Consider the following 15,986-nt stretch of genomic DNA (forward strand, 5'->3'; position numbering starts at 1 on the left):
GCCTTAGATCTCCATCCCGAAGTGCTGGCTGAAACGGACGTCGCCCTCGATCATGTCGTGCATGTCGGCGACGTCGTTGCGGAACATGAGGGTGCGCTCGACGCCCATGCCGAACGCGAACCCGGTGTAGGCCTCCGGGTCGATCCCGGCGGCGCGCAGCACGTTCGGGTTGACCATGCCGCAGCCGCCCCACTCGATCCAGCGCGGCCCGCCCTTGGCGCCGGGGTGCCAGATGTCGAGCTCGGCGGACGGCTCGGTGAAGGGGAAATAGGCCGGGCGCAGCCGGATCTCGGCCTCCGCGCCGAACATCTGCCGGGCGAAGTGCTCGAGGGTGCCGCGCAGGTCGGCCATGGTCAGGCCCTTGTCCACGGCGAGGCCCTCGAACTGGTGGAAGACGGGGGTGTGCGTGGCGTCGAGCTCGTCGGTGCGGAAGGTGCGCCCCGGGCACAGCACGTAGACCGGCAGCTCCCGCTCGAGCAGCGAGCGGACCTGGACGGGCGAGGTGTGCGTGCGCAGCACGAGGTGGGCCTCGGGCGGCTCGACGAAGAACGTGTCCTGCATTTCGCGGGCGGGATGGTCCGGCTTGAAGTTCAGGGCGTCGAAGTTGAACCACTCGGACTCGACCTCGGGCCCCTCGGCGATCTCCCAGCCCATGCCGACGAAGATGTCGGCGACGCGGTCCTGCAGCACGGACAGCGGGTGGCGGGCACCCGCGCGGCGGCGCCGCGGGGCGGCGGTGACGTCGACGGACTCCTCGACGAGGATGCGGGCGGCGTCCTCCTCCTCGAGGACCGCCGTGCGGGCGGCGAGGGCCTGGTTCAGGCGGCCGCGGGCGGCGCCGACGATCTTGCCCGCGACGGCCTTCTGCGACTTGTCGAGCGTGCCGATCCCGCGGTTGGCCAGGCTCAGCGGGGACTTCTCGCCGGTGTGGGCGAGGCGGGCCTGCTTGAGCTGCTCGAGGTCGGCGGCCTCGGCGAAGGCGGCGAGGGCGCGTTCGACGGCGGCGCCGACGGCGGCCTCGTCGGTCGGGTGGGGGACGCCGGTGTCCGTGGCGGTGGCGCCGACGGAAGGCGACGAGACGTCAGACATGGAGGTGCACGGCCTTTTCGCTGGAGGATCGTGGATTCTGCCCTCCAGTCTAGAACAGGCCGCCGCCGCGCCCCGACCGGGCCTCCGGGCGCGGCCCGTCATCGGCCGCCGGTTGCGACTCGCCGCCGCGCGGCGGAAGGCCCCCGCGGCGTCGGCGGCGCTCGGCGGCGAGCTTGAGCGCAGCGAATCCCGCGAGCCCGGCGAGCACGGCGGCGCCCACGCCGGCGAGGACGCCCCCGGGGATCCCGCGGCCGGTGTCCTCGGCGACGGCGTGGAGGGCGCCTCCCGCCGTGAGGTCGAAGACAACGATGTTGCCCTCGACGGCGGCGCCGTCGCTCGCCTCGAGAACGCGTCCGGGGAAGGTGCTCGAGAGCCTCGCCTCGTTGAACACGGCCCTGGCCTGCTCGAGCTCCGCCCCGCTGGCGGCCGTGGTGGCCGTGAAGCGGAACCGGCCGTCGCGGTGCTCCAGCCGCGCGCCCTCCAGCGCGCCGCCGTCCACCGCGGCCGCCTCGGCGAGGGAAAAGCCCTCCGCCGTGAACCGGTACCCGGTGTAGCCGTCCTCCTCGTGGGCCTCCCGGACGGCGTCGGCCGGCAGGCCCTGGAACGGGTCGCTGCCCCCGGGCAGCTGCCCGAGGAGGTCCTCCACGGATTGCCCGTCGAGCACGTCGCGGTTCACGGCGAACACGAGCGAGGCATCGGCGGAAGCGGGGTCATGGACCACGAGGTCGATCCCGAGCCGGACGCAGCCGCTGAGCACGAACACGGCCGCCAGCAGCGGGATCAGGATGCGGAGCTTCCTGGACATGTGGCTTCCCTCGGTGCGGGCGGCCCGTCCGCCGCCGTGTGCAGAACACTACCGGCGGCGGCGGTGCCGTGCCATCGCTAGGCTTGGCCCATGGTCGATGTCAAGCGCGTCCGCACGATCGCGAACTGGGCCAACCTGAGCACGCCGCTGGGCCTGGGCCTCGCGGCGGCAGCGGGCTGCCCCGTGCGCCCGTACCGCGACGGGATCCTCGTGGCCTCGGGGTACCGCCCGCGCCTGCCCGTCGCGGGGGCGTTCACGATCGGCAGCGTCGTGTTCCTGCGCGCGCACCTGGCCCCCGCGGAGCGGCATCCGGGGCTCATGGCGCACGAGGAGCGCCACGCGTCCCAGTACGCGGCGTGCCTCGGCCTTCCCTTCCTCCCGCTGTACTTCGCCGCCGCTGCCTGGTCCCTCCTGCGCACCGGGGATCCAGCATCCAGGAACGTGTTCGAGCGCCGCGCCGGGCTGTCGGCGGGCGGGTACCGGGAACGTCCCGTGCGCCCGATCGCCGCGGTCCTGCGCAGGACGCCGGGCTAGTGCTCGGCTCCCGCCGCGAGCGCGACGTCGGGGGCACCGCTGAGGGCCTCGAGCGCGGCGATCTCAAGGGCCCGGGCCAGGAGGGGGACCGTGATCCCGGTTCCCCCGTCCGCGGCGTCGACGGCCGGGACGTGGACGAAGCCGCCCGCGGGAGGCCCGTCCCCCGCGGCCGTCCGTGATTCCAGGGCGTGCATCAGGTGATAGAAGACCTGGTTGCAGACGTAGGTCCCCGCGGTCTGCGAGACCTCGGCGGGGATGCCCGCGGCGCGCAGGGCGGCGAGGGTGCGCTTGAGAGGCAACCGGGTGAAGTAGGCCGCGGGACCGCCGTCGACGACGGGGACGTCGACGGGCCGGGCGCCCTCGTTGTCCGGGATGCGGGCGTCGATGACGTTCAGCGCCGCCCGCTCGAGCGAGACGGCGCCTCGCCCGGCGGCGAGCCCCGTGCAGAGGACGACGTCGGGGCGGAACCGCTCGAGCGCCTCCTCCAGCCGTTGCCCGGACCGGGAGAACACGCAGGGAAGCTCGACGGCCTCGGCGTCGTGGCCCGCGGCCCGCAGCACCCCGGCCGCGGCGCGTGCCGCGAGGATGGAGGGGTTCTCGGCGGCGCCGTCGAAGGGCTCGAAGCCGGTCAGCAGGATCATGGGCCCATCGTATCCGGCACGGTCCTGCCGCGTTCGAAGGACTCGACATTGCTTCGAATCTATGTTCTACTCAAGGTGTGAGATGGGAAGCTCAGCTGATCCGGCAGCCAGCCGGATCGCCGGAAGCGGGGACCGCCGGCCAGGTCGGCGCCCCGCTTCCGCTCCGCGGGATCCTCCGCAGCGTCACGACGCCCGCCTTCGACGGAATCACCTTTCACGAGGTCCTCTCCAAGAGCGCGCTGAACCGGGTTCCCGAGGCCTCCGGCATGCCCTTCCGCTGGACCGTGAACCCGTACCGCGGGTGCAGCCACGCGTGCGTCTACTGCTTCGCCCGCAAGACCCACAGCTACCTGGATCTCGACACGGGAGCCGATTTCGACGCCCAGCTCGTCGTGAAGGTCAACATCGCCGAGGTCCTCGCCGCGGAGCTGCGCCGTCCGTCGTGGGCCGGCGAGCACGTGGCCCTGGGCACCAATACCGACCCCTACCAGCGGGCGGAAGGGCGCTACCGGCTGATGCCGGGGATCATCCGCGCCCTCGCCGGATCGGGGACGCCGTTCTCCATCCTGACCAAGGGCACGCTCCTGGCCCGCGACCTCGAGCTGCTCACCTGGGCCGCCCGGCGGGTGCCCGTCGGCGTCGGCCTGTCGATCGCCATGACCGACGATTCCCTCAGCGCCCGGATCGAACCGGGCACCCCCTCGCCCACGGCGCGGTTGCGCCTCCTGCGGCGGCTCGTCGACGCGGGCGTCGACGCGTCCGTGATGGCCATGCCCGTGCTCCCGTGGCTCAGCGACTCTGACGAGTGCCTCGACGCGCTCTGCGGCTCGCTCGCCGCGGCCGGAGCCTCGAGCGTCACCGCGGGCCCGCTCCACCTGCGCCCCGGGGCCCGGGAGTGGTACTTCGCGTGGCTGCGCACCCACCGCCCGGACCTGCTTCCGGGCTACTCCCGCCTCTTCGCGCGCGGGTCGACGGCGGATCCGCAGTACCGTTCCTGGCTCGCGGGCCGCATCCGGCACTTCCGCACCCGCCACGGGCTCGCGGCCGGCGGCGGCGCCTTTCGCGAGGCGCAGGAGAGGGCGCGGGAGCTGCGTGCCTCCCACGGCCACGCGGACGCAGCGGCCGGACGGGGCCACGCAGCGGCGGGGCCGGGAAGCCGTTCCCGGTCCAGGGCGGCCGCGTCGGGCCGGGCGCCGGCGGGGCAGGACGCGCTGTTCACGCTGCCGTGAGTCCCCGGCGGCCGGGCCGGGTCAGGACGCGTGCCCCACGGCAGGGCGCCGCCGTCCGTGCCGCGAACCCGCCAGCGGCCGGGGCGTTGTCCCGCGCCACGGGCTTGGATAGGCTCGCGGTATGGCCACCCTGGAAGCAGCAGCGACCGTGTTCCCCGTCATCGACATCGAGCGGGCCATGTCCCACTACGCGAGCCTCGGCTTCGACGTCACCGGCTACGACGGCGACGAGGCCTACGCCTACGCCCGGCGCGACAACGTCCGTATCCACTTGTGGGAGGCACCCACCCTGGATCCGGCCGAGAACTTCGCCTCGGCCTTCGTCTACGTGGACGACGCCGACGAACTGGCCACCGAATGGCGCCGGGCCACGGACGGGCGGGGCTACGACTCCCCCACGAGCGATCCCGTGGACACGGAGTACGGGCTGCGGGAAGGCGCGCACGTGGATCCCGACGGCAACCTGATCCGCTTCGCCCATCCGCTGGGCGGCCGGCGCGACGCGGCGGCCTCCGGAGGCGCCGCGGCCGGGGCGTTCACTCCGGCCGAGTCGAACTAGGGCCGCGCCGAATCAGGTCCGGCCACGGCCTCCTCCAGGAGCGCCCGCACGATCGGCAGGTCGGCCGGGATCCAGTCCAGGGCCAGGGCCTCGTCCCCGAGCCGCACCCAGCGCAGCTCGTCGTGGTCCTCGAGGGGCGCGGCCACGCCGTCGGACACCTCGGTGAACCAGACGCGCATCGCGGCCGTGCCCGCGAGCGGCCAGCCACGGGGCGTCGGTCCGACGAGCTCCGCGCCGAGGACCGCGCCGATCCCGAGCTCCTCACGGAGCTCGCGCAACAGCGCTTCGCGGCAGTCCTCCCCCGGCTCCACCTTCCCGCCGGGGAACTCCCACAACCCGGCCAGGTGCTCGGGGCTGGAGCGGCGCGCCGCCAGCAGCCGCGACGGCTCCGCGAGGGAGTCGACGATCGCGGCCCCGACGATCTGCCGTCCCGCGGTCACGGGGTCCCGTCCAGCCCGGCGCCGGACGGGGCCGGCCGGGACGCGGCGTCCCGATCGAGGTCCGGCTCGAGGTAGATGACGGTCCGCAGGGGAACGGCCGCGCGGATGCGCGACTCCGCGGCGTCGATGCCGGCGGCGATCTCGGCCCCGCTCGCGCCGGCTCCCACGGAGATCTTGGCGGCGACGAGGATCTCCTCGGGCCCCAGGTGCAGCGTCTTGAGGTGGATGATGCCCGTGCCGTCGGAGGTGATGGCCTGCTCGATCGCGGCGACGTGCTCGCGCGTCGCGGACTCGCCGAGCAGGAGGGACCGGGTCTCGACCGCCAGGATCGCGGCGATGACCACGAGCAGCAGGCCGATCATCGCCGTTCCGAGGGCGTCGTAGACCCCGTTGCCGGTGATGAGCGTCAGCGAGACGCCCAGCAGCGCGAACACGAGGCCGCACAGGGCGCCGAGGTCCTCGAGGAGGATGACGGGCAGCTCGGGCGACTTGGCGCGGCGGACGAACTGCACCCAGCCGCTGCGTCCGCGCACGTGGTTCGACTCGATGACCGCGGTGCGGAAGGACAACGACTCGGCGATGATCGCGCCGACCAGGACCACGAGGGGGACCCACCACCAGCGTCCCTCGATGCCGTGGGGGTGCAGGAACTTCTGGTAGGCCTCGTACAGCGCGAACAGCCCGCCGACGCTGAAGAGCACGATCGAGACGATGAAGGAGTAGATGTAGCGTTCCCGGCCGTAGCCGAAGGGGTGCTCGGGGCTCGCCTGACGCGTCGCCTTCTTGCCTCCGATGAGGAGCAGGACCTGGTTCCCGGAGTCGGCGACGGAGTGGATGGCCTCGGCGAGCATCGACGAGGACTGCGTCACGAGCCACGCCACGAACTTGAAGACCGCGATGGTCAGGTTGGCCGCGAGTGCGGCGACGACGGCCTTGGTGCCACCGGATGCTGCCATGGAGTCAACCTCTTTTCCCCCGGACGCGGGGAGCCTGGGCCTCCCCCGGCGCGACGGGGCCGCGGCCGGGCGGACCGGACGGCGGCCTGCCTAGCCGCGCGTGCCTCCGCGCCGCTGGGCCCGTGCCGAGGCGTACAGGCATACGGTAGCGGCAGTTCCGACGTTGAGCGATTCAGCCACACCGTAGAGCGGCACCGCCACGCGGCGCGAGGCCAGCCTCAGCTCCTCCTGGGCGAGGCCGGCGCCCTCGTTGCCGAAGAGCCAGGCGGTGGGACCGGCGAGCACGCCGGGTTCCTCCCCGCCCAGGTGGCGGCGGACGGCGTCGTCCTGCAGTCCATCGAGGTCGTCGCTGCCGTAGCCGTCGGCGGCCAGCACGGAGAGCCCGGCCTCCCGCAGCGCCCCGGCGGCCGCCTCGAGGGGCACGCCCGTGACGACGGGCAGGTGGAAGAGGGAACCGACCGTGGAGCGGACGGCCTTGGGGTTGTAGATGTCGACGCTGCCCTCGGTCAGCAGCACGGCATCGGCGCCCGCGGCGTCGGCCGCGCGCAGGATCGTCCCCGCATTGCCGGGGTCCTGGACGCGGCACAGCACGGCGACGAGCCGCGGGCGCGCCTCGAGGACGTCCTCGAGGCGGGTGCGGGGCAGGCGGCACACCGCCACGACGCCCTGCGGCGTGACCGTGTCCGCCATCGCCGCGACGACCTCCGGCTCCGCCAGGCGCAGTTCGACGCCGGCCGACTCCGCGGCGAGCTCCGGGTGGCGCCGCAGGCACTCCCCGGTCGCGTAGACCTGTTCGACGACGGCATCGCCGCCATCGCGCGCACGTTGGCCCTGCAGGCGCAGGGCCTCGCGCACGGCCTGCGGCCCCTCGGCCAGGAACAGCCCGGTCTTCTGCCGTCCCTGGCGCGTGGCCAGACGGGCGACCTCGCGGACCCGGTCGGCCCGCGGATTGGACAGGACGGGAGGAGGCGACGCGGGGCGGATCATGGGAAGACTCTATCGGGGAACGCCGCAGGGGGCGGAACCACGATGGGTTCCGCCCCCTGCGGGGTGCTGCCGTCGGTGCGGGGACCTAGGCGTCCTTGATCTGCTGACGGGCCTCGCCGCCGGCCGGCTCGAAGCCGGCGGCCTTGGCGGACTCGATCGAGTCGAACCAGTACTCGGCGACGGTCTGCTCGTACCAGGTCGAGCCGGGCACGTGGTACTTGTTGGACTGCGCGTTGCCCTTGATGACGAAGCCCTCCGGGGCGGCCTCGCCCTCGACGGCCTTGCGGGCGCCGGCGGCCTCGGCCTTGGCGGCCGGGGTGGCGGCGTCGGCGTCGGTGGCGGCGGGAGCCTCGACCTTGGCCGCCTTCGGCGCGGCCTTGGCGGCCTTCGGTGCGGCCGGAGCGGCAGCGGCCGGCTTCGGTGCGTTGACGTCGGCCGGCAGGGCCTCCTTGGCGACCTTGACCAGCGCGGCGAAGGCGTTGGCATCGGAGACGGCCAGCTCGGCGAGCATGCGGCGGTCGACCTCGACCTCGGCGGCCTTCAGGCCCTGGATGAGGCGGTTGTAGGTCAGGCCGTTGGCGCGGGCAGCGGCGTTGATGCGCTGGATCCACAGGCGGCGGAAGTCGCCCTTGCGCTTGCGGCGGTCGCCGTAGCTGTACACGAACGAGTGCAGCAGCTGCTCCTTGGCCTTGCGGTAGAGGCGCGAACGCTGACCACGGTAGCCCTTGGCCCGATCGAGGACGACCCGGCGCTTCTTGTGGGCGTTGACTGCCCGCTTCACACGTGCCACGTGTGTACTCCTTAATATCTGGCCCCCGGTGCGCCGATCATGCGGCGGCGAGCCCGGAGGGAACTGCGTGAATGGATGGGAGCGGGGGCTCCCGGTGCGTCTGCTTAGAGGCCCAGCATCCGCTTGATGGTCTTGGTGTCGGCCTTGGAGACGATCAGGTCGCCCTTGAGCCGGCGGGTCAGCGTGGAGGGCTTGTGCTCCAGGTAGTGGCGGCGGTTGGCCTGCTGGCGCTTGAGCTTGCCGCTGCCGGTGAGCTTGAAGCGCTTCTTGGCACCGCTGTGGGTCTTGAACTTCGGCATGTCCGCCGTTCTCCTTACGTGCTCCCGTGTCCGCTGGCGGACCGGGGATCTTGCGGGCTTCCGGATCCGGAAGCCCGTGGGTGGGTGTGCATCCCGGTGGGGATGTGCCAGCCCGGTCCGCCTACTTGGCGGGACCCGGCTTGGCAGAGCTGCGGGGCGCCGGCTTCGGGGCCGGCCTGGGTGCCGCTGCGGCCGGCTTCGGGGCCGGCTTGGCCGCTGGCTTCGGCGCCGCCACGGCGGGCTTCGCCGCAGCAGGCTTGGCCTCAGCGGCCGGCTTGGCCACCGGCTTGACCTCCGCGGCCGGCTTGGCCGCCGCCCGGGGCTGGACCGGCGCGGTCTCCACCGGCTGGGCCGGCTTCTCCTCGGCGGGCTCGGCCGCCACCGGGACGTCCTCGGCGGCCGGGGCCTCAGCAGCTGCCGGCTCGGCCACTGCCTCGTCGACCACTGCCTCGTCGGCCGCCGCCTCGTTGGCGGCCAACTGCGCCTTCAGGCCTTCCGGCAGGGCGTCGCCCAGCGACTGCGACATCGCCGGCCGGTCCGCGTCGGTGTCGACCCGTTCCTTGCCCGCGGCCGCCTTCGCCTTGTCCTGCTCGCGCTGCGCCTGGCGGCGCGCCTCGGCCTTGGCCTCCGCCTTGTTCTTCAGGGGGCCGACGACCATGACCATGTTGCGCCCGTCGATCCGCGGCGTGGACTCGACGATGCCGACCGAGGCGACGTCCTCGGCGAACTTGTTCAGCAGGCGGATGCCCATTTCCGGACGCTGCTGTTCGCGGCCGCGGAACTGGATCATCGCCTTGACCTTGTCGCCGGCGGAGAGGAAGCGCAGGGCGTGGCCCGTCTTCGTCTCGTAGTCGTGCTTGTCGATCTTCAGGCGGAAGCGGATTTCCTTGAGAACCGTGTTGGTCTGGTTCTTCCGGGCCTCGCGCGCCTTCACGGCGGCTTCGTACTTGTACTTGCCGAAGTCCATCAGCTTGCACACGGGAGGCTTGGCCGTAGGCGCCACCTCGACGAGATCAAGATCGGACTCGGCGGCCAGACGCAAGGCGTCCTCGATGCGGACTACGCCCACCTGTTCGCCGTTGGGTCCAACCAACCGCACCTCCGGGACGCGGATTCGATCGTTAATGCGTGGATCGCTGATGTGTCACTCCTGCTGTTCGTGGTCCGAAGCCGCCCGCAACAGGAAAAGGCCTCCGGCTGCGGGGCAGGCGGAGGCCTTGGAATTCGTTGACGGACGGGCCGCCGGGTGGAGGTTGGACCTCCACCGCCGAATTGACCCGGCAGCCTCTGCGGCTATCGCGGGTGGGAGTCAGGCCTCCACTTGCATGCCTGCTTCGAACGGAAGGGGGCCACGTCACGGCGCCCCCCGAATGCACGAATCAGGTCGGTCTGTGGAAAGCTTAGCAGTATGAGCACCCCCGAATCGAATCCGGAGTCCGTCGCGCCCGAGGCCGGAGCCGTCCGAGACATCGCCGAAGTACCCGCCGTCGAGATCATCACGACGGCCGCCGTCCACTTGATGAGCGCCGCCGCGGTGAAGTGCGGCCTCGCCGCCGGCGACGACGCCGAGGACCTCAAGGACCTCGACGAGGCCCGCAAGCTGATCACCGCCCTCGCGGGCCTCATCACCGCCGCCGCCCCGGAGATCGGCAGCCAGCACGCCGCCCCGCTCCGCGACGGGCTGCGCTCGCTCCAGCTCGCCTTCCGCGAGGCGTCGACGATCCAGGACGCGCCGGGCCAGGGCCCGGGAGAGAAGTTCACCGGACCGGTGAACTGACCCCACGCCGGGAACCCACGGGGCCCCGTCGACCCGCCGTGACGACGGCGGGACGGCGGGGCCCCGCCGCGTCCGTCGACAAGAAGGGGCCGGGCGGCCCCGACGGGCCTCCCGCCCTCTGATGGTTCGGCGCCGGTGGGGCGGGCATCCCCGGCAGGCCTCCTGCCTGCTGGCGGTGGGGCGCGGTGGCGCCGGCCGGGATCAGGCGAGGATCCGCTGACCCCGGCCGCGACGGCGGCGCCGCAGGAGCTGGGCGGTCAACGCCGCCAGGCTCAGCAGGGATCCCGCAACACCGATCAGCACGAAGGCTGCGGCCGTCGAGCCGTTGTCGATCGCGAGGCCGACGAGCGGCGAGCCCAGCGCCGTGCCTCCCGTGAGCGCCGAGCCGTACCAGCCCATGGCCTCTCCGCGCCGCTCCTCGCGGACGAGCTCGGTCAGCCGCTCCGAGGCGGAGGCCAGGACCGGGGCGCACAGCAGGCCCGGGCCGACGGTGAGCAGCGCGAGCGTCAAGGTGTCCTGCGCGAACAACAGCGGGACGCTGAGCACGGACATCGCCAGGAGCAGGACGAGCGGCGGCAGCCTGAATGGCAGGGCGCCGTAGACGAGTCCGCCCACGAGCGACGCGCCGCACCAGAAGACGAACACGATCCCGAGCTCCGCCACGCGGTCCATGCCCTGCAGGACGGCGACCACGGCGACCTCGGATCCTGCGAGGACGAGCCCCGCCCCGGACGCTGCCAGGAAGACGCCCACCACGCCCGCCGTCACCCACGCGAAGCGGTGTCGGAAGCCCCGGCCGCGCTGCTGGATCCGACGCCGCGTCTCCTTGAGGCCGGCCGGGATCAGCTCGGCCTCCGCCTCGGCGAGGTGGAGGGGCGCCGCGGCGACGACGGACGCCTCGCCCCCCTTGCGTTCCTCGGCCGGTTCGCTCGGGACGACGGCGCCCGGTTGCCCCGAGCGCGTCGGCGGATTGAGCCACATGAGCACGAGTCCGCTCAGGGCCGCCGCGATCCCTACGCCGGTCAGCCCGAGCCGGGTCGACGCGCTCGTGGCGATGACGGCGGCGAGCGCGGGACCGCACATGAACACGAGCTCCGTGGCGATCGAGTCGAGGGCGAAGGCCGAGCGCCGCGTATCGCCCGCGGTCATCACCCCGAGCGCCTGGCGCACGACGCTGAAGACCGGAACCGCGAACACGCCCCCGACGAAGGCGAGCAGGAGGAGCCATTCGTAGGACACGTGTGGCGCGGCCGTCCATACCGCCCCCTCCACGAGGACCGAGGGCAGCAGGGCCCGGCGGAGCCCGTGGGTATCGACCTGACGGCCCCGCCACGGGGCACCGAGCGCGATGCCGACGGTCATCAGCGCCGCGACCGTCCCGGCGGCGGTCCACTCGCGGCCGAGCGTCTGCACGACGTGCAGCGTCAGCAGGATCCCGGCCGCGGAGTGCGGGAAACGGGCCACCATCCCGGCGGCGAGAAGCCAGGCGACGCCCGGTTGCCGCAGCAAGTGGGCGTATCGGACGAAGTTCACCTCTGGCCGGCTCCCGGCGCCCGGGTCGTGAGCGCCAGTTCGAGCGAGTCCACGCCCTCGCTGAAGGCGGTGTCGCCGCGCAACCGCTCCTGGATCCGGGCGACGGCCGCCCGGGCGCGCTCCGGCGTCGTACCCTGGGCGAACGCGATCTCCAGCCGCACTTCCGGACCGGATCCCCCGCCGGCGACGACGGCGCCGGAGGCCGTGCGCGAGGCGACCCCGCGCCCCGGCGCGGCGGTCAACCCGATGACGTCGGGCTCCTGGTCGACGAGGCCCTCGAAGAGCGCGGCGTGGCGCCCGTCGGCGTAGCCCGGGACCCAGGGCCGCTGCTTCGCGAGGGACCAGACGGCCGGACGCCGGACCACGAACGTGACGTCCGATCCCGGGTCCACCACCAGCAGCTGGGCCCCCTCGGACACCGCGGACAGGGCGGCGCGGGGTGCGAACACGGCCACGGGGCGGGCCTGGGGGTGCCAGGCCCGCAGCCGGTCCACGCCGGAGAACACGGGCAGGGCGGCGCGTCCGTCCGGGGCCGTGATGGTCACGAGCGCCATGTCCGCCTCCTTGTCCTCGGCGAAGCCGTGCTCGCCGAGCCCGCCCTCGGCCAGCGATGCGAGGACCGGGACGAAGACGCGGGCGGTCGCGAGGGAGGAGACGACGCCGGCCTCGTCGCCGGTGCCGGCCACGAGCGCGGCGACCGCCGCCTCGTAGCCGGCGTCCGGGAGTCCGTCGTCGGCGTCGAAGGCGTGCAGCGGATTGCCCTCCCCGGCCAGGTCGCGCCCGGACCACGGCTGTCCGGCGGAGTCGGCGGCCCCGCCCGCGCGGCGCAGCGCGGCCTCGATGTGCCCGGGCAGGTGCCGCCCCGGCGTCGTCCCCTCGGCGTCCATCGGCGCGGCCGCGCCCCTAGCGGCGGCCGGCGACGTCGAGCGCCTCCGGCAGGGTGAAGCGGCCGGCGTACAGGGCCTTGCCGACGATCGCGCCCTCGACGCCGGCGGGCACCAGGGTGCGCAGCACGCGCAGGTCCTCGAGGCTCGAGATGCCGCCCGAGGCGACGACGGGCTTGTCCGTGCGCTCGCACAACTGCGCCAGGAGCTCGACGTTGGGTCCGCGCAGCGTTCCGTCCTTGGTCACGTCCGTCACGACGTACCGCGCGCAGCCGGCGTCCTCGAGCCGGGCCAGGACCTCCCAGAGGTCCCCGCCCTCCTGCGTCCAGCCCCGGGCGGCCAGCGTGGTGCCGCGGACGTCGAGCCCGACGGCGATCTTGTCGCCGTGGCGGGCGATTGCGCGCGCCGTCCACTCGGGGTCCTCGAGCGCCGCGGTGCCCAGGTTCACGCGGGCGGCGCCGAACTCGAGCGCGCGCTCGAGGGAGGCGTCGTCGCGGATGCCGCCGGAGAGCTCGACCTTGATGGACAGCTGGTCGGAGACGCGGCGCAGCACCTCCGTGTTCTGTCCGCGCCCGAACGCGGCGTCGAGGTCGACGAGGTGGACCCACTCGGCGCCGTCGTTCTGCCACGCGAGTGCGGCCTCGAGGGGGTCGCCGTAGCCGGTCTCGCTGCCGGCCTCGCCCTGCACGAGGCGTACGGCCTGGCCGTCGGCGACGTCGACGGCGGGGAGGAGTTCAAGGATGGGCTCGTGGGGGGTGCTCATGGTCGGTGGCTTTCGTTCGGTGGCGGTTCGGTCGGAGGCGGCCGCGGGTGCGGCCGCAGCTCACAGGGTCAGGGCGTAGGCGGCGCCGAGCGCGAGGGCGGCGAGAAGCCAGCAGGCGGCGATCCAGGACACGTGCGCCTTCTGGCTCCGCAGCGACAAGGCGCCGCCGATCAGGAGGCCGCCGAGCGCCATCAGCAGGATGCTCCACATCAGAGCGTGCCCAGCCAGTTGCGCAGCAGCCGGGCGCCGGCGTCGCCGGACTTCTCCGGGTGGAACTGCACGGCCGAGAGCGGTCCGTTCTCGACGGCCGCGATGAACGGCACGCCGTGCTCGGCCCAGGTCACGGCCGGCGGCGTCATGCGCGGCTGCAGCACCTCGAACTCCCACCGCTGCACGCCGTAGGAGTGGACGAAGTAGAAGCGCTCGTCCTCGATGCCCTCGAACAACCGCGACCCCGCCGGCGGGGCCACCGTGTTCCACCCCATGTGCGGGACGACGGGCGCCTTCAGGAGCTCGACCGTTCCCGGCCACTCCCCCATGCCCTGGGTGCGGACGCCGTGCTCGACGCCCTCCTCGAAGAACACCTGGTGGCCGACGCAGATCCCCAGCACCGGGCGGCCGCCCGCGATGCGGCGGCCGATCTGCTGCACGGCGCCGACGTCCTTGAGCGCCTTCATGACGGCCGCGAACGCGCCGACGCCGGGCACCACGAGACCGGCCGCCGTCGAGACGTCGCGGGGATCGCGGCTGAGCACGACCTCGGCGCCGGCCCGCTCGAGCGCCCGGACCGCGGAGCGGACGTTGCCCGAGCCGTAGTCGAGGACGGTGACGGAGGGGCGGGCCATCCTAAAGCGCGCCCTTGGTCGAGGGGATGGCCCCGCCAAGGCGGGCGTCCGGCTCGACGGCCGCGCGCAGCGCCCGGGCGAAGGCCTTGAACTGGGCCTCGACGATGTGGTGCGGATCCCGGCCGGCGACGACGTTCAGGTGGAGGCAGATCTGCGCGTGAAGCGTCAGGGCCTCGAAGACATGGCGCGTGAGCGAGCCGGTGAAGTGCCCGCCGATGAGGTGGTATTCCTGCCCGGCCGGCTCGCCACCGTGGACCAGGTAGGGGCGTCCGGAGATGTCGACGACGGCGTGGGCCAGCGCCTCGTCGAGGGGGACCGTGGCCTCCCCGAAGCGGCGGATGCCGGCCTTGTCGCCGAGTGCGGTCCGCAGGACCTCGCCGATCGTGATCGCGACGTCCTCGACGGTGTGGTGCACGTCGATGTGGGTGTCGCCCGTGGCCTCGACCGTGAGGTCGATCAGGGAGTGCTTCGCGAGGGCCGTGAGCATGTGGTCGTAGAACGGCACGGTCGTGCTGATGGTCGATTGCCCGGTCCCGTCGAGGTCCAGCTCGACGGAGACGGTCGACTCGCTGGTCTTCCGGCTCATCCGGGCGCGGCGGCCGCTCAGCAGTTCTGCAGTCATGGTGTTCCTCGTTCGGGCGTGGGTGGTGGCGGTGTGGTGCCGGTGGGCCGGCGTACAGTCTATCCGCGCTACGGGGCGTCGGGGGCGTGGCCGTCCGCGGTGGCCAGGGCCCCGGGCTCGGCCACCAGCAGGCGGAGGCGGTCCAGGAAGACCGTGGTCTCCTCGGGGGTTCCCGCGGTGACCCGGAGGTGGCCGGGGATGCCGACGTCGCGGATGATCACCCCGGCGTCGAGCAGGCCCTGCCAGACGCGCGAGGGGTGCGCGAGCCCTCCGAAGAAGACGAAGTTGGAGTCGCTCGGGGCGGGCGAGAGGCCCATCTGGGTCAAGGCCGCCACGATCCGGTCCCGCTGCTCCTTGATCGCCTCGACGTTGGCCAGCAGGGCGGCGACGTGCTTGAGCGCGGCGTTCGCGGTGGCCTGGGTGACGGCGGAGAGGTGGTAGGGCAGGCGCACGAGCCGGAGGGCGTCGGCGACCTCCGGAGCGGCGGCGAGGTAGCCGAGCCGGGCACCGGCGAGGGCGAAGGCCTTGCTCATGGTGCGGGAGACGATCAGGCGCTCGCGCCCCGGAAGGAGCGTGAGGGCGGAACGCGTTCCGGTCTGGGCGAACTCGGCGTAGGCCTCGTCGACGACGACGACGGTGCGGCTCGGCGTCCCCGCCTCGTAGACGGCTTCGACGACGTCGAGCCCCAGCGCCGTGCCGGTGGGGTTGTTCGGGGAACAGAGGATGACGACGTCGGGAGCGGCCTCGGCGACCTGCGCGGCGGCCGAGGCCGCGGTGAGCGCGAAGTCGTCCTCCCGGCGGCCGGCCACGTAGCCCGTGTCCGTGCCGCTCGCGAGCAGCGGGTACATCGAATAGGTGGGAGGGAATCCCATGACGGTGCGCCCCGGCCCTCCGAAGGCCTGGAGGATCTGCTGCAGCACCTCGTTGGAACCGTTGCCGGCCCAGATGTTCTCCGCGTCGAGTCCGTGGCCCAGGTAGGCGGCAAGACGAGTCCGGAGCTCGGTGAATTCCCGGTCGGGGTAGCGGTTGAGCCCGGCGGCGGCCGCTGCGACGTCGGCCGCGATGGCGGCCTGGACCTCGGCGGGGACCGGATGGGTGTTCTCGTTGACGTTGAGCTGGATGGGAACGTGCAGCTGCGGGGCCCCGTAGGGCTGCAGGCCGCGAAGGTTCTCCCGCAGCGGCAGGTTGGCGAGTCGCTCCAGCTGTTCAGTCACCGATTCAGTCTATTCTCCG

20 protein-coding genes are annotated in these 15,986 nt (G+C 73.2%); 4 read left to right on the plus strand and 16 right to left on the minus strand.

From position 1 onward, the window contains the following. Window positions 1-3: 3 nt before the first annotated feature. Both pheS and ACQ3I4_RS12025 read right to left on the minus strand, forming a co-directional pair. Complete coding sequence (gene pheS, locus ACQ3I4_RS12020; protein ID WP_329862714.1) at window positions 4-1,089, minus strand: phenylalanine--tRNA ligase subunit alpha; 1,086 nt, start codon at window positions 1,087-1,089, stop codon at window positions 4-6. Window positions 1,090-1,138: 49 nt separating this feature from the next. Beyond that, window positions 1,139-1,894: an LppM family (lipo)protein gene (locus ACQ3I4_RS12025; RefSeq protein ID WP_329862712.1), complete on the minus strand. Its 756-nt coding sequence runs from the start codon at window positions 1,892-1,894 to the stop codon at window positions 1,139-1,141. Window positions 1,895-1,984: 90 nt separating this feature from the next. Between ACQ3I4_RS12025 and ACQ3I4_RS12030 the strand changes: the two genes are divergently transcribed. After that, entirely contained in the window at window positions 1,985-2,428 is a 444-nt protein-coding gene (locus ACQ3I4_RS12030; RefSeq protein ID WP_329862710.1) for a hypothetical protein, read from the plus strand. Here the strand turns inward: ACQ3I4_RS12030 and ACQ3I4_RS12035 are convergent. After that, entirely contained in the window at window positions 2,425-3,069 is a 645-nt protein-coding gene (locus ACQ3I4_RS12035) for a pyroglutamyl-peptidase I (protein ID WP_329862708.1), read from the minus strand. The genes ACQ3I4_RS12030 and ACQ3I4_RS12035 overlap by 4 nt on opposite strands. Before the next feature lie 77 nt (window positions 3,070-3,146). On the opposite strand from ACQ3I4_RS12035, the gene ACQ3I4_RS12040 reads away from it, so the two are divergent. Together ACQ3I4_RS12040 and ACQ3I4_RS12045 are read left to right on the plus strand one after the other, a co-directional pair. Then, window positions 3,147-4,298, plus strand: a complete 1,152-nt coding sequence (locus tag ACQ3I4_RS12040) for an Rv2578c family radical SAM protein (RefSeq protein ID WP_329862706.1) — start codon at window positions 3,147-3,149, stop codon at window positions 4,296-4,298. A 121-nt stretch (window positions 4,299-4,419) separates the two neighbouring features. Continuing rightward, complete coding sequence (locus ACQ3I4_RS12045) at window positions 4,420-4,857, plus strand: bleomycin resistance protein (protein ID WP_329862704.1); 438 nt, start codon at window positions 4,420-4,422, stop codon at window positions 4,855-4,857. Here the strand turns inward: ACQ3I4_RS12045 and ACQ3I4_RS12050 are convergent. The 6 genes from ACQ3I4_RS12050 to infC form a co-directional block, all read right to left on the minus strand. Continuing rightward, window positions 4,854-5,297: a (deoxy)nucleoside triphosphate pyrophosphohydrolase gene (locus tag ACQ3I4_RS12050; protein WP_329862702.1), complete on the minus strand. Its 444-nt coding sequence runs from the start codon at window positions 5,295-5,297 to the stop codon at window positions 4,854-4,856. The genes ACQ3I4_RS12045 and ACQ3I4_RS12050 overlap by 4 nt on opposite strands. Beyond that, window positions 5,294-6,253, minus strand: a complete 960-nt coding sequence (locus tag ACQ3I4_RS12055) for a cation diffusion facilitator family transporter (protein WP_329862700.1) — start codon at window positions 6,251-6,253, stop codon at window positions 5,294-5,296. The genes ACQ3I4_RS12050 and ACQ3I4_RS12055 overlap by 4 nt, the downstream gene beginning before the upstream one ends. A gap of 90 nt (window positions 6,254-6,343) precedes the next feature. Further along, window positions 6,344-7,240 (minus strand): TrmH family RNA methyltransferase, encoded by an 897-nt coding sequence (locus tag ACQ3I4_RS12060; RefSeq protein ID WP_329862698.1) that lies wholly within the window; start codon window positions 7,238-7,240, stop codon window positions 6,344-6,346. An 85-nt stretch (window positions 7,241-7,325) separates the two neighbouring features. Continuing rightward, window positions 7,326-8,030, minus strand: a complete 705-nt coding sequence (gene rplT / locus ACQ3I4_RS12065) for a 50S ribosomal protein L20 (RefSeq protein ID WP_329862696.1) — start codon at window positions 8,028-8,030, stop codon at window positions 7,326-7,328. 104 nt (window positions 8,031-8,134) lie between these two features. Further along, window positions 8,135-8,329: a 50S ribosomal protein L35 gene (gene rpmI / locus ACQ3I4_RS12070; protein ID WP_329862694.1), complete on the minus strand. Its 195-nt coding sequence runs from the start codon at window positions 8,327-8,329 to the stop codon at window positions 8,135-8,137. 121 nt (window positions 8,330-8,450) lie between these two features. Next, entirely contained in the window at window positions 8,451-9,470 is a 1,020-nt protein-coding gene (gene infC / locus ACQ3I4_RS12075) for a translation initiation factor IF-3 (RefSeq protein WP_430633616.1), read from the minus strand. Between the two features lie 267 nt (window positions 9,471-9,737). On the opposite strand from infC, the gene ACQ3I4_RS12080 reads away from it, so the two are divergent. Next, window positions 9,738-10,106 carry a DUF1844 domain-containing protein gene (locus ACQ3I4_RS12080; protein WP_329862692.1) on the plus strand — a complete coding sequence of 123 codons (369 nt, stop codon included), beginning with the start codon at window positions 9,738-9,740 and terminating at the stop codon, window positions 10,104-10,106. A 201-nt stretch (window positions 10,107-10,307) separates the two neighbouring features. Here the strand turns inward: ACQ3I4_RS12080 and ACQ3I4_RS12085 are convergent, their stop codons facing one another. From ACQ3I4_RS12085 to ACQ3I4_RS12115, 7 genes are all read right to left on the minus strand, one after another. Further along, window positions 10,308-11,639, minus strand: a complete 1,332-nt coding sequence (locus ACQ3I4_RS12085; RefSeq protein ID WP_430633606.1) for an MFS transporter — start codon at window positions 11,637-11,639, stop codon at window positions 10,308-10,310. Further along, window positions 11,636-12,526, minus strand: coding sequence for an SseB family protein (locus ACQ3I4_RS12090; RefSeq protein WP_329862688.1), 891 nt, complete (start codon window positions 12,524-12,526; stop codon window positions 11,636-11,638). The genes ACQ3I4_RS12085 and ACQ3I4_RS12090 overlap by 4 nt, the downstream gene beginning before the upstream one ends. Before the next feature lie 16 nt (window positions 12,527-12,542). After that, the gene (gene priA, locus ACQ3I4_RS12095) at window positions 12,543-13,286 is read right to left on the minus strand and encodes a bifunctional 1-(5-phosphoribosyl)-5-((5-phosphoribosylamino)methylideneamino)imidazole-4-carboxamide isomerase/phosphoribosylanthranilate isomerase PriA (protein ID WP_329862686.1); all 744 of its coding nucleotides are present in this window, start codon (window positions 13,284-13,286) and stop codon (window positions 12,543-12,545) included. Window positions 13,287-13,346: 60 nt separating this feature from the next. After that, window positions 13,347-13,496, minus strand: a complete 150-nt coding sequence (locus tag ACQ3I4_RS12100) for a hypothetical protein (protein WP_329862684.1) — start codon at window positions 13,494-13,496, stop codon at window positions 13,347-13,349. Next, complete coding sequence (gene hisH / locus ACQ3I4_RS12105; RefSeq protein ID WP_430633607.1) at window positions 13,496-14,131, minus strand: imidazole glycerol phosphate synthase subunit HisH; 636 nt, start codon at window positions 14,129-14,131, stop codon at window positions 13,496-13,498. The genes ACQ3I4_RS12100 and hisH overlap by 1 nt, the downstream gene beginning before the upstream one ends. Window position 14,132: 1 nt before the next feature. After that, on the minus strand, window positions 14,133-14,753 hold the full coding sequence (gene hisB / locus ACQ3I4_RS12110) for an imidazoleglycerol-phosphate dehydratase HisB (RefSeq protein WP_329862680.1): 621 nt from the start codon (window positions 14,751-14,753) through the stop codon (window positions 14,133-14,135). A 68-nt stretch (window positions 14,754-14,821) separates the two neighbouring features. After that, the gene (locus ACQ3I4_RS12115; RefSeq protein ID WP_329862678.1) at window positions 14,822-15,967 is read right to left on the minus strand and encodes a histidinol-phosphate transaminase; all 1,146 of its coding nucleotides are present in this window, start codon (window positions 15,965-15,967) and stop codon (window positions 14,822-14,824) included. Window positions 15,968-15,986 lie beyond the last annotated feature (19 nt).

This window comes from Zafaria sp. Z1313 (assembly GCF_050563205.1).
Classification (GTDB): Bacteria; Actinomycetota; Actinomycetes; order Actinomycetales; family Micrococcaceae; genus JAZDCJ01.

Excerpts from the sequence above, each read along its gene's own strand:
- rpmI (WP_329862694.1), bottom strand. The coding sequence starts at position 8,329 with ATGCCGAAGTTCAAGACCCACAGCGGTGCCAAGAAGCGCTTCAAGCTC.
- ACQ3I4_RS12035 (WP_329862708.1), bottom strand. The coding sequence starts at position 3,069 with ATGATCCTGCTGACCGGCTTCGAGCCCTTCGACGGCGCCGCCGAGAAC.
- ACQ3I4_RS12080 (WP_329862692.1), top strand. The coding sequence starts at position 9,738 with ATGAGCACCCCCGAATCGAATCCGGAGTCCGTCGCGCCCGAGGCCGGA.
- ACQ3I4_RS12090 (WP_329862688.1), bottom strand. The coding sequence starts at position 12,526 with ATGGACGCCGAGGGGACGACGCCGGGGCGGCACCTGCCCGGGCACATC.
- hisH (WP_430633607.1), bottom strand. The coding sequence starts at position 14,131 with ATGGCCCGCCCCTCCGTCACCGTCCTCGACTACGGCTCGGGCAACGTC.
- priA (WP_329862686.1), bottom strand. The coding sequence starts at position 13,286 with ATGAGCACCCCCCACGAGCCCATCCTTGAACTCCTCCCCGCCGTCGAC.
- ACQ3I4_RS12025 (WP_329862712.1), bottom strand. The coding sequence starts at position 1,894 with ATGTCCAGGAAGCTCCGCATCCTGATCCCGCTGCTGGCGGCCGTGTTC.
- ACQ3I4_RS12100 (WP_329862684.1), bottom strand. The coding sequence starts at position 13,496 with ATGTGGAGCATCCTGCTGATGGCGCTCGGCGGCCTCCTGATCGGCGGC.
- hisB (WP_329862680.1), bottom strand. The coding sequence starts at position 14,753 with ATGACTGCAGAACTGCTGAGCGGCCGCCGCGCCCGGATGAGCCGGAAG.
- ACQ3I4_RS12060 (WP_329862698.1), bottom strand. The coding sequence starts at position 7,240 with ATGATCCGCCCCGCGTCGCCTCCTCCCGTCCTGTCCAATCCGCGGGCC.
- ACQ3I4_RS12045 (WP_329862704.1), top strand. The coding sequence starts at position 4,420 with ATGGCCACCCTGGAAGCAGCAGCGACCGTGTTCCCCGTCATCGACATC.
- ACQ3I4_RS12055 (WP_329862700.1), bottom strand. The coding sequence starts at position 6,253 with ATGGCAGCATCCGGTGGCACCAAGGCCGTCGTCGCCGCACTCGCGGCC.
- pheS (WP_329862714.1), bottom strand. The coding sequence starts at position 1,089 with ATGTCTGACGTCTCGTCGCCTTCCGTCGGCGCCACCGCCACGGACACC.
- ACQ3I4_RS12030 (WP_329862710.1), top strand. The coding sequence starts at position 1,985 with ATGGTCGATGTCAAGCGCGTCCGCACGATCGCGAACTGGGCCAACCTG.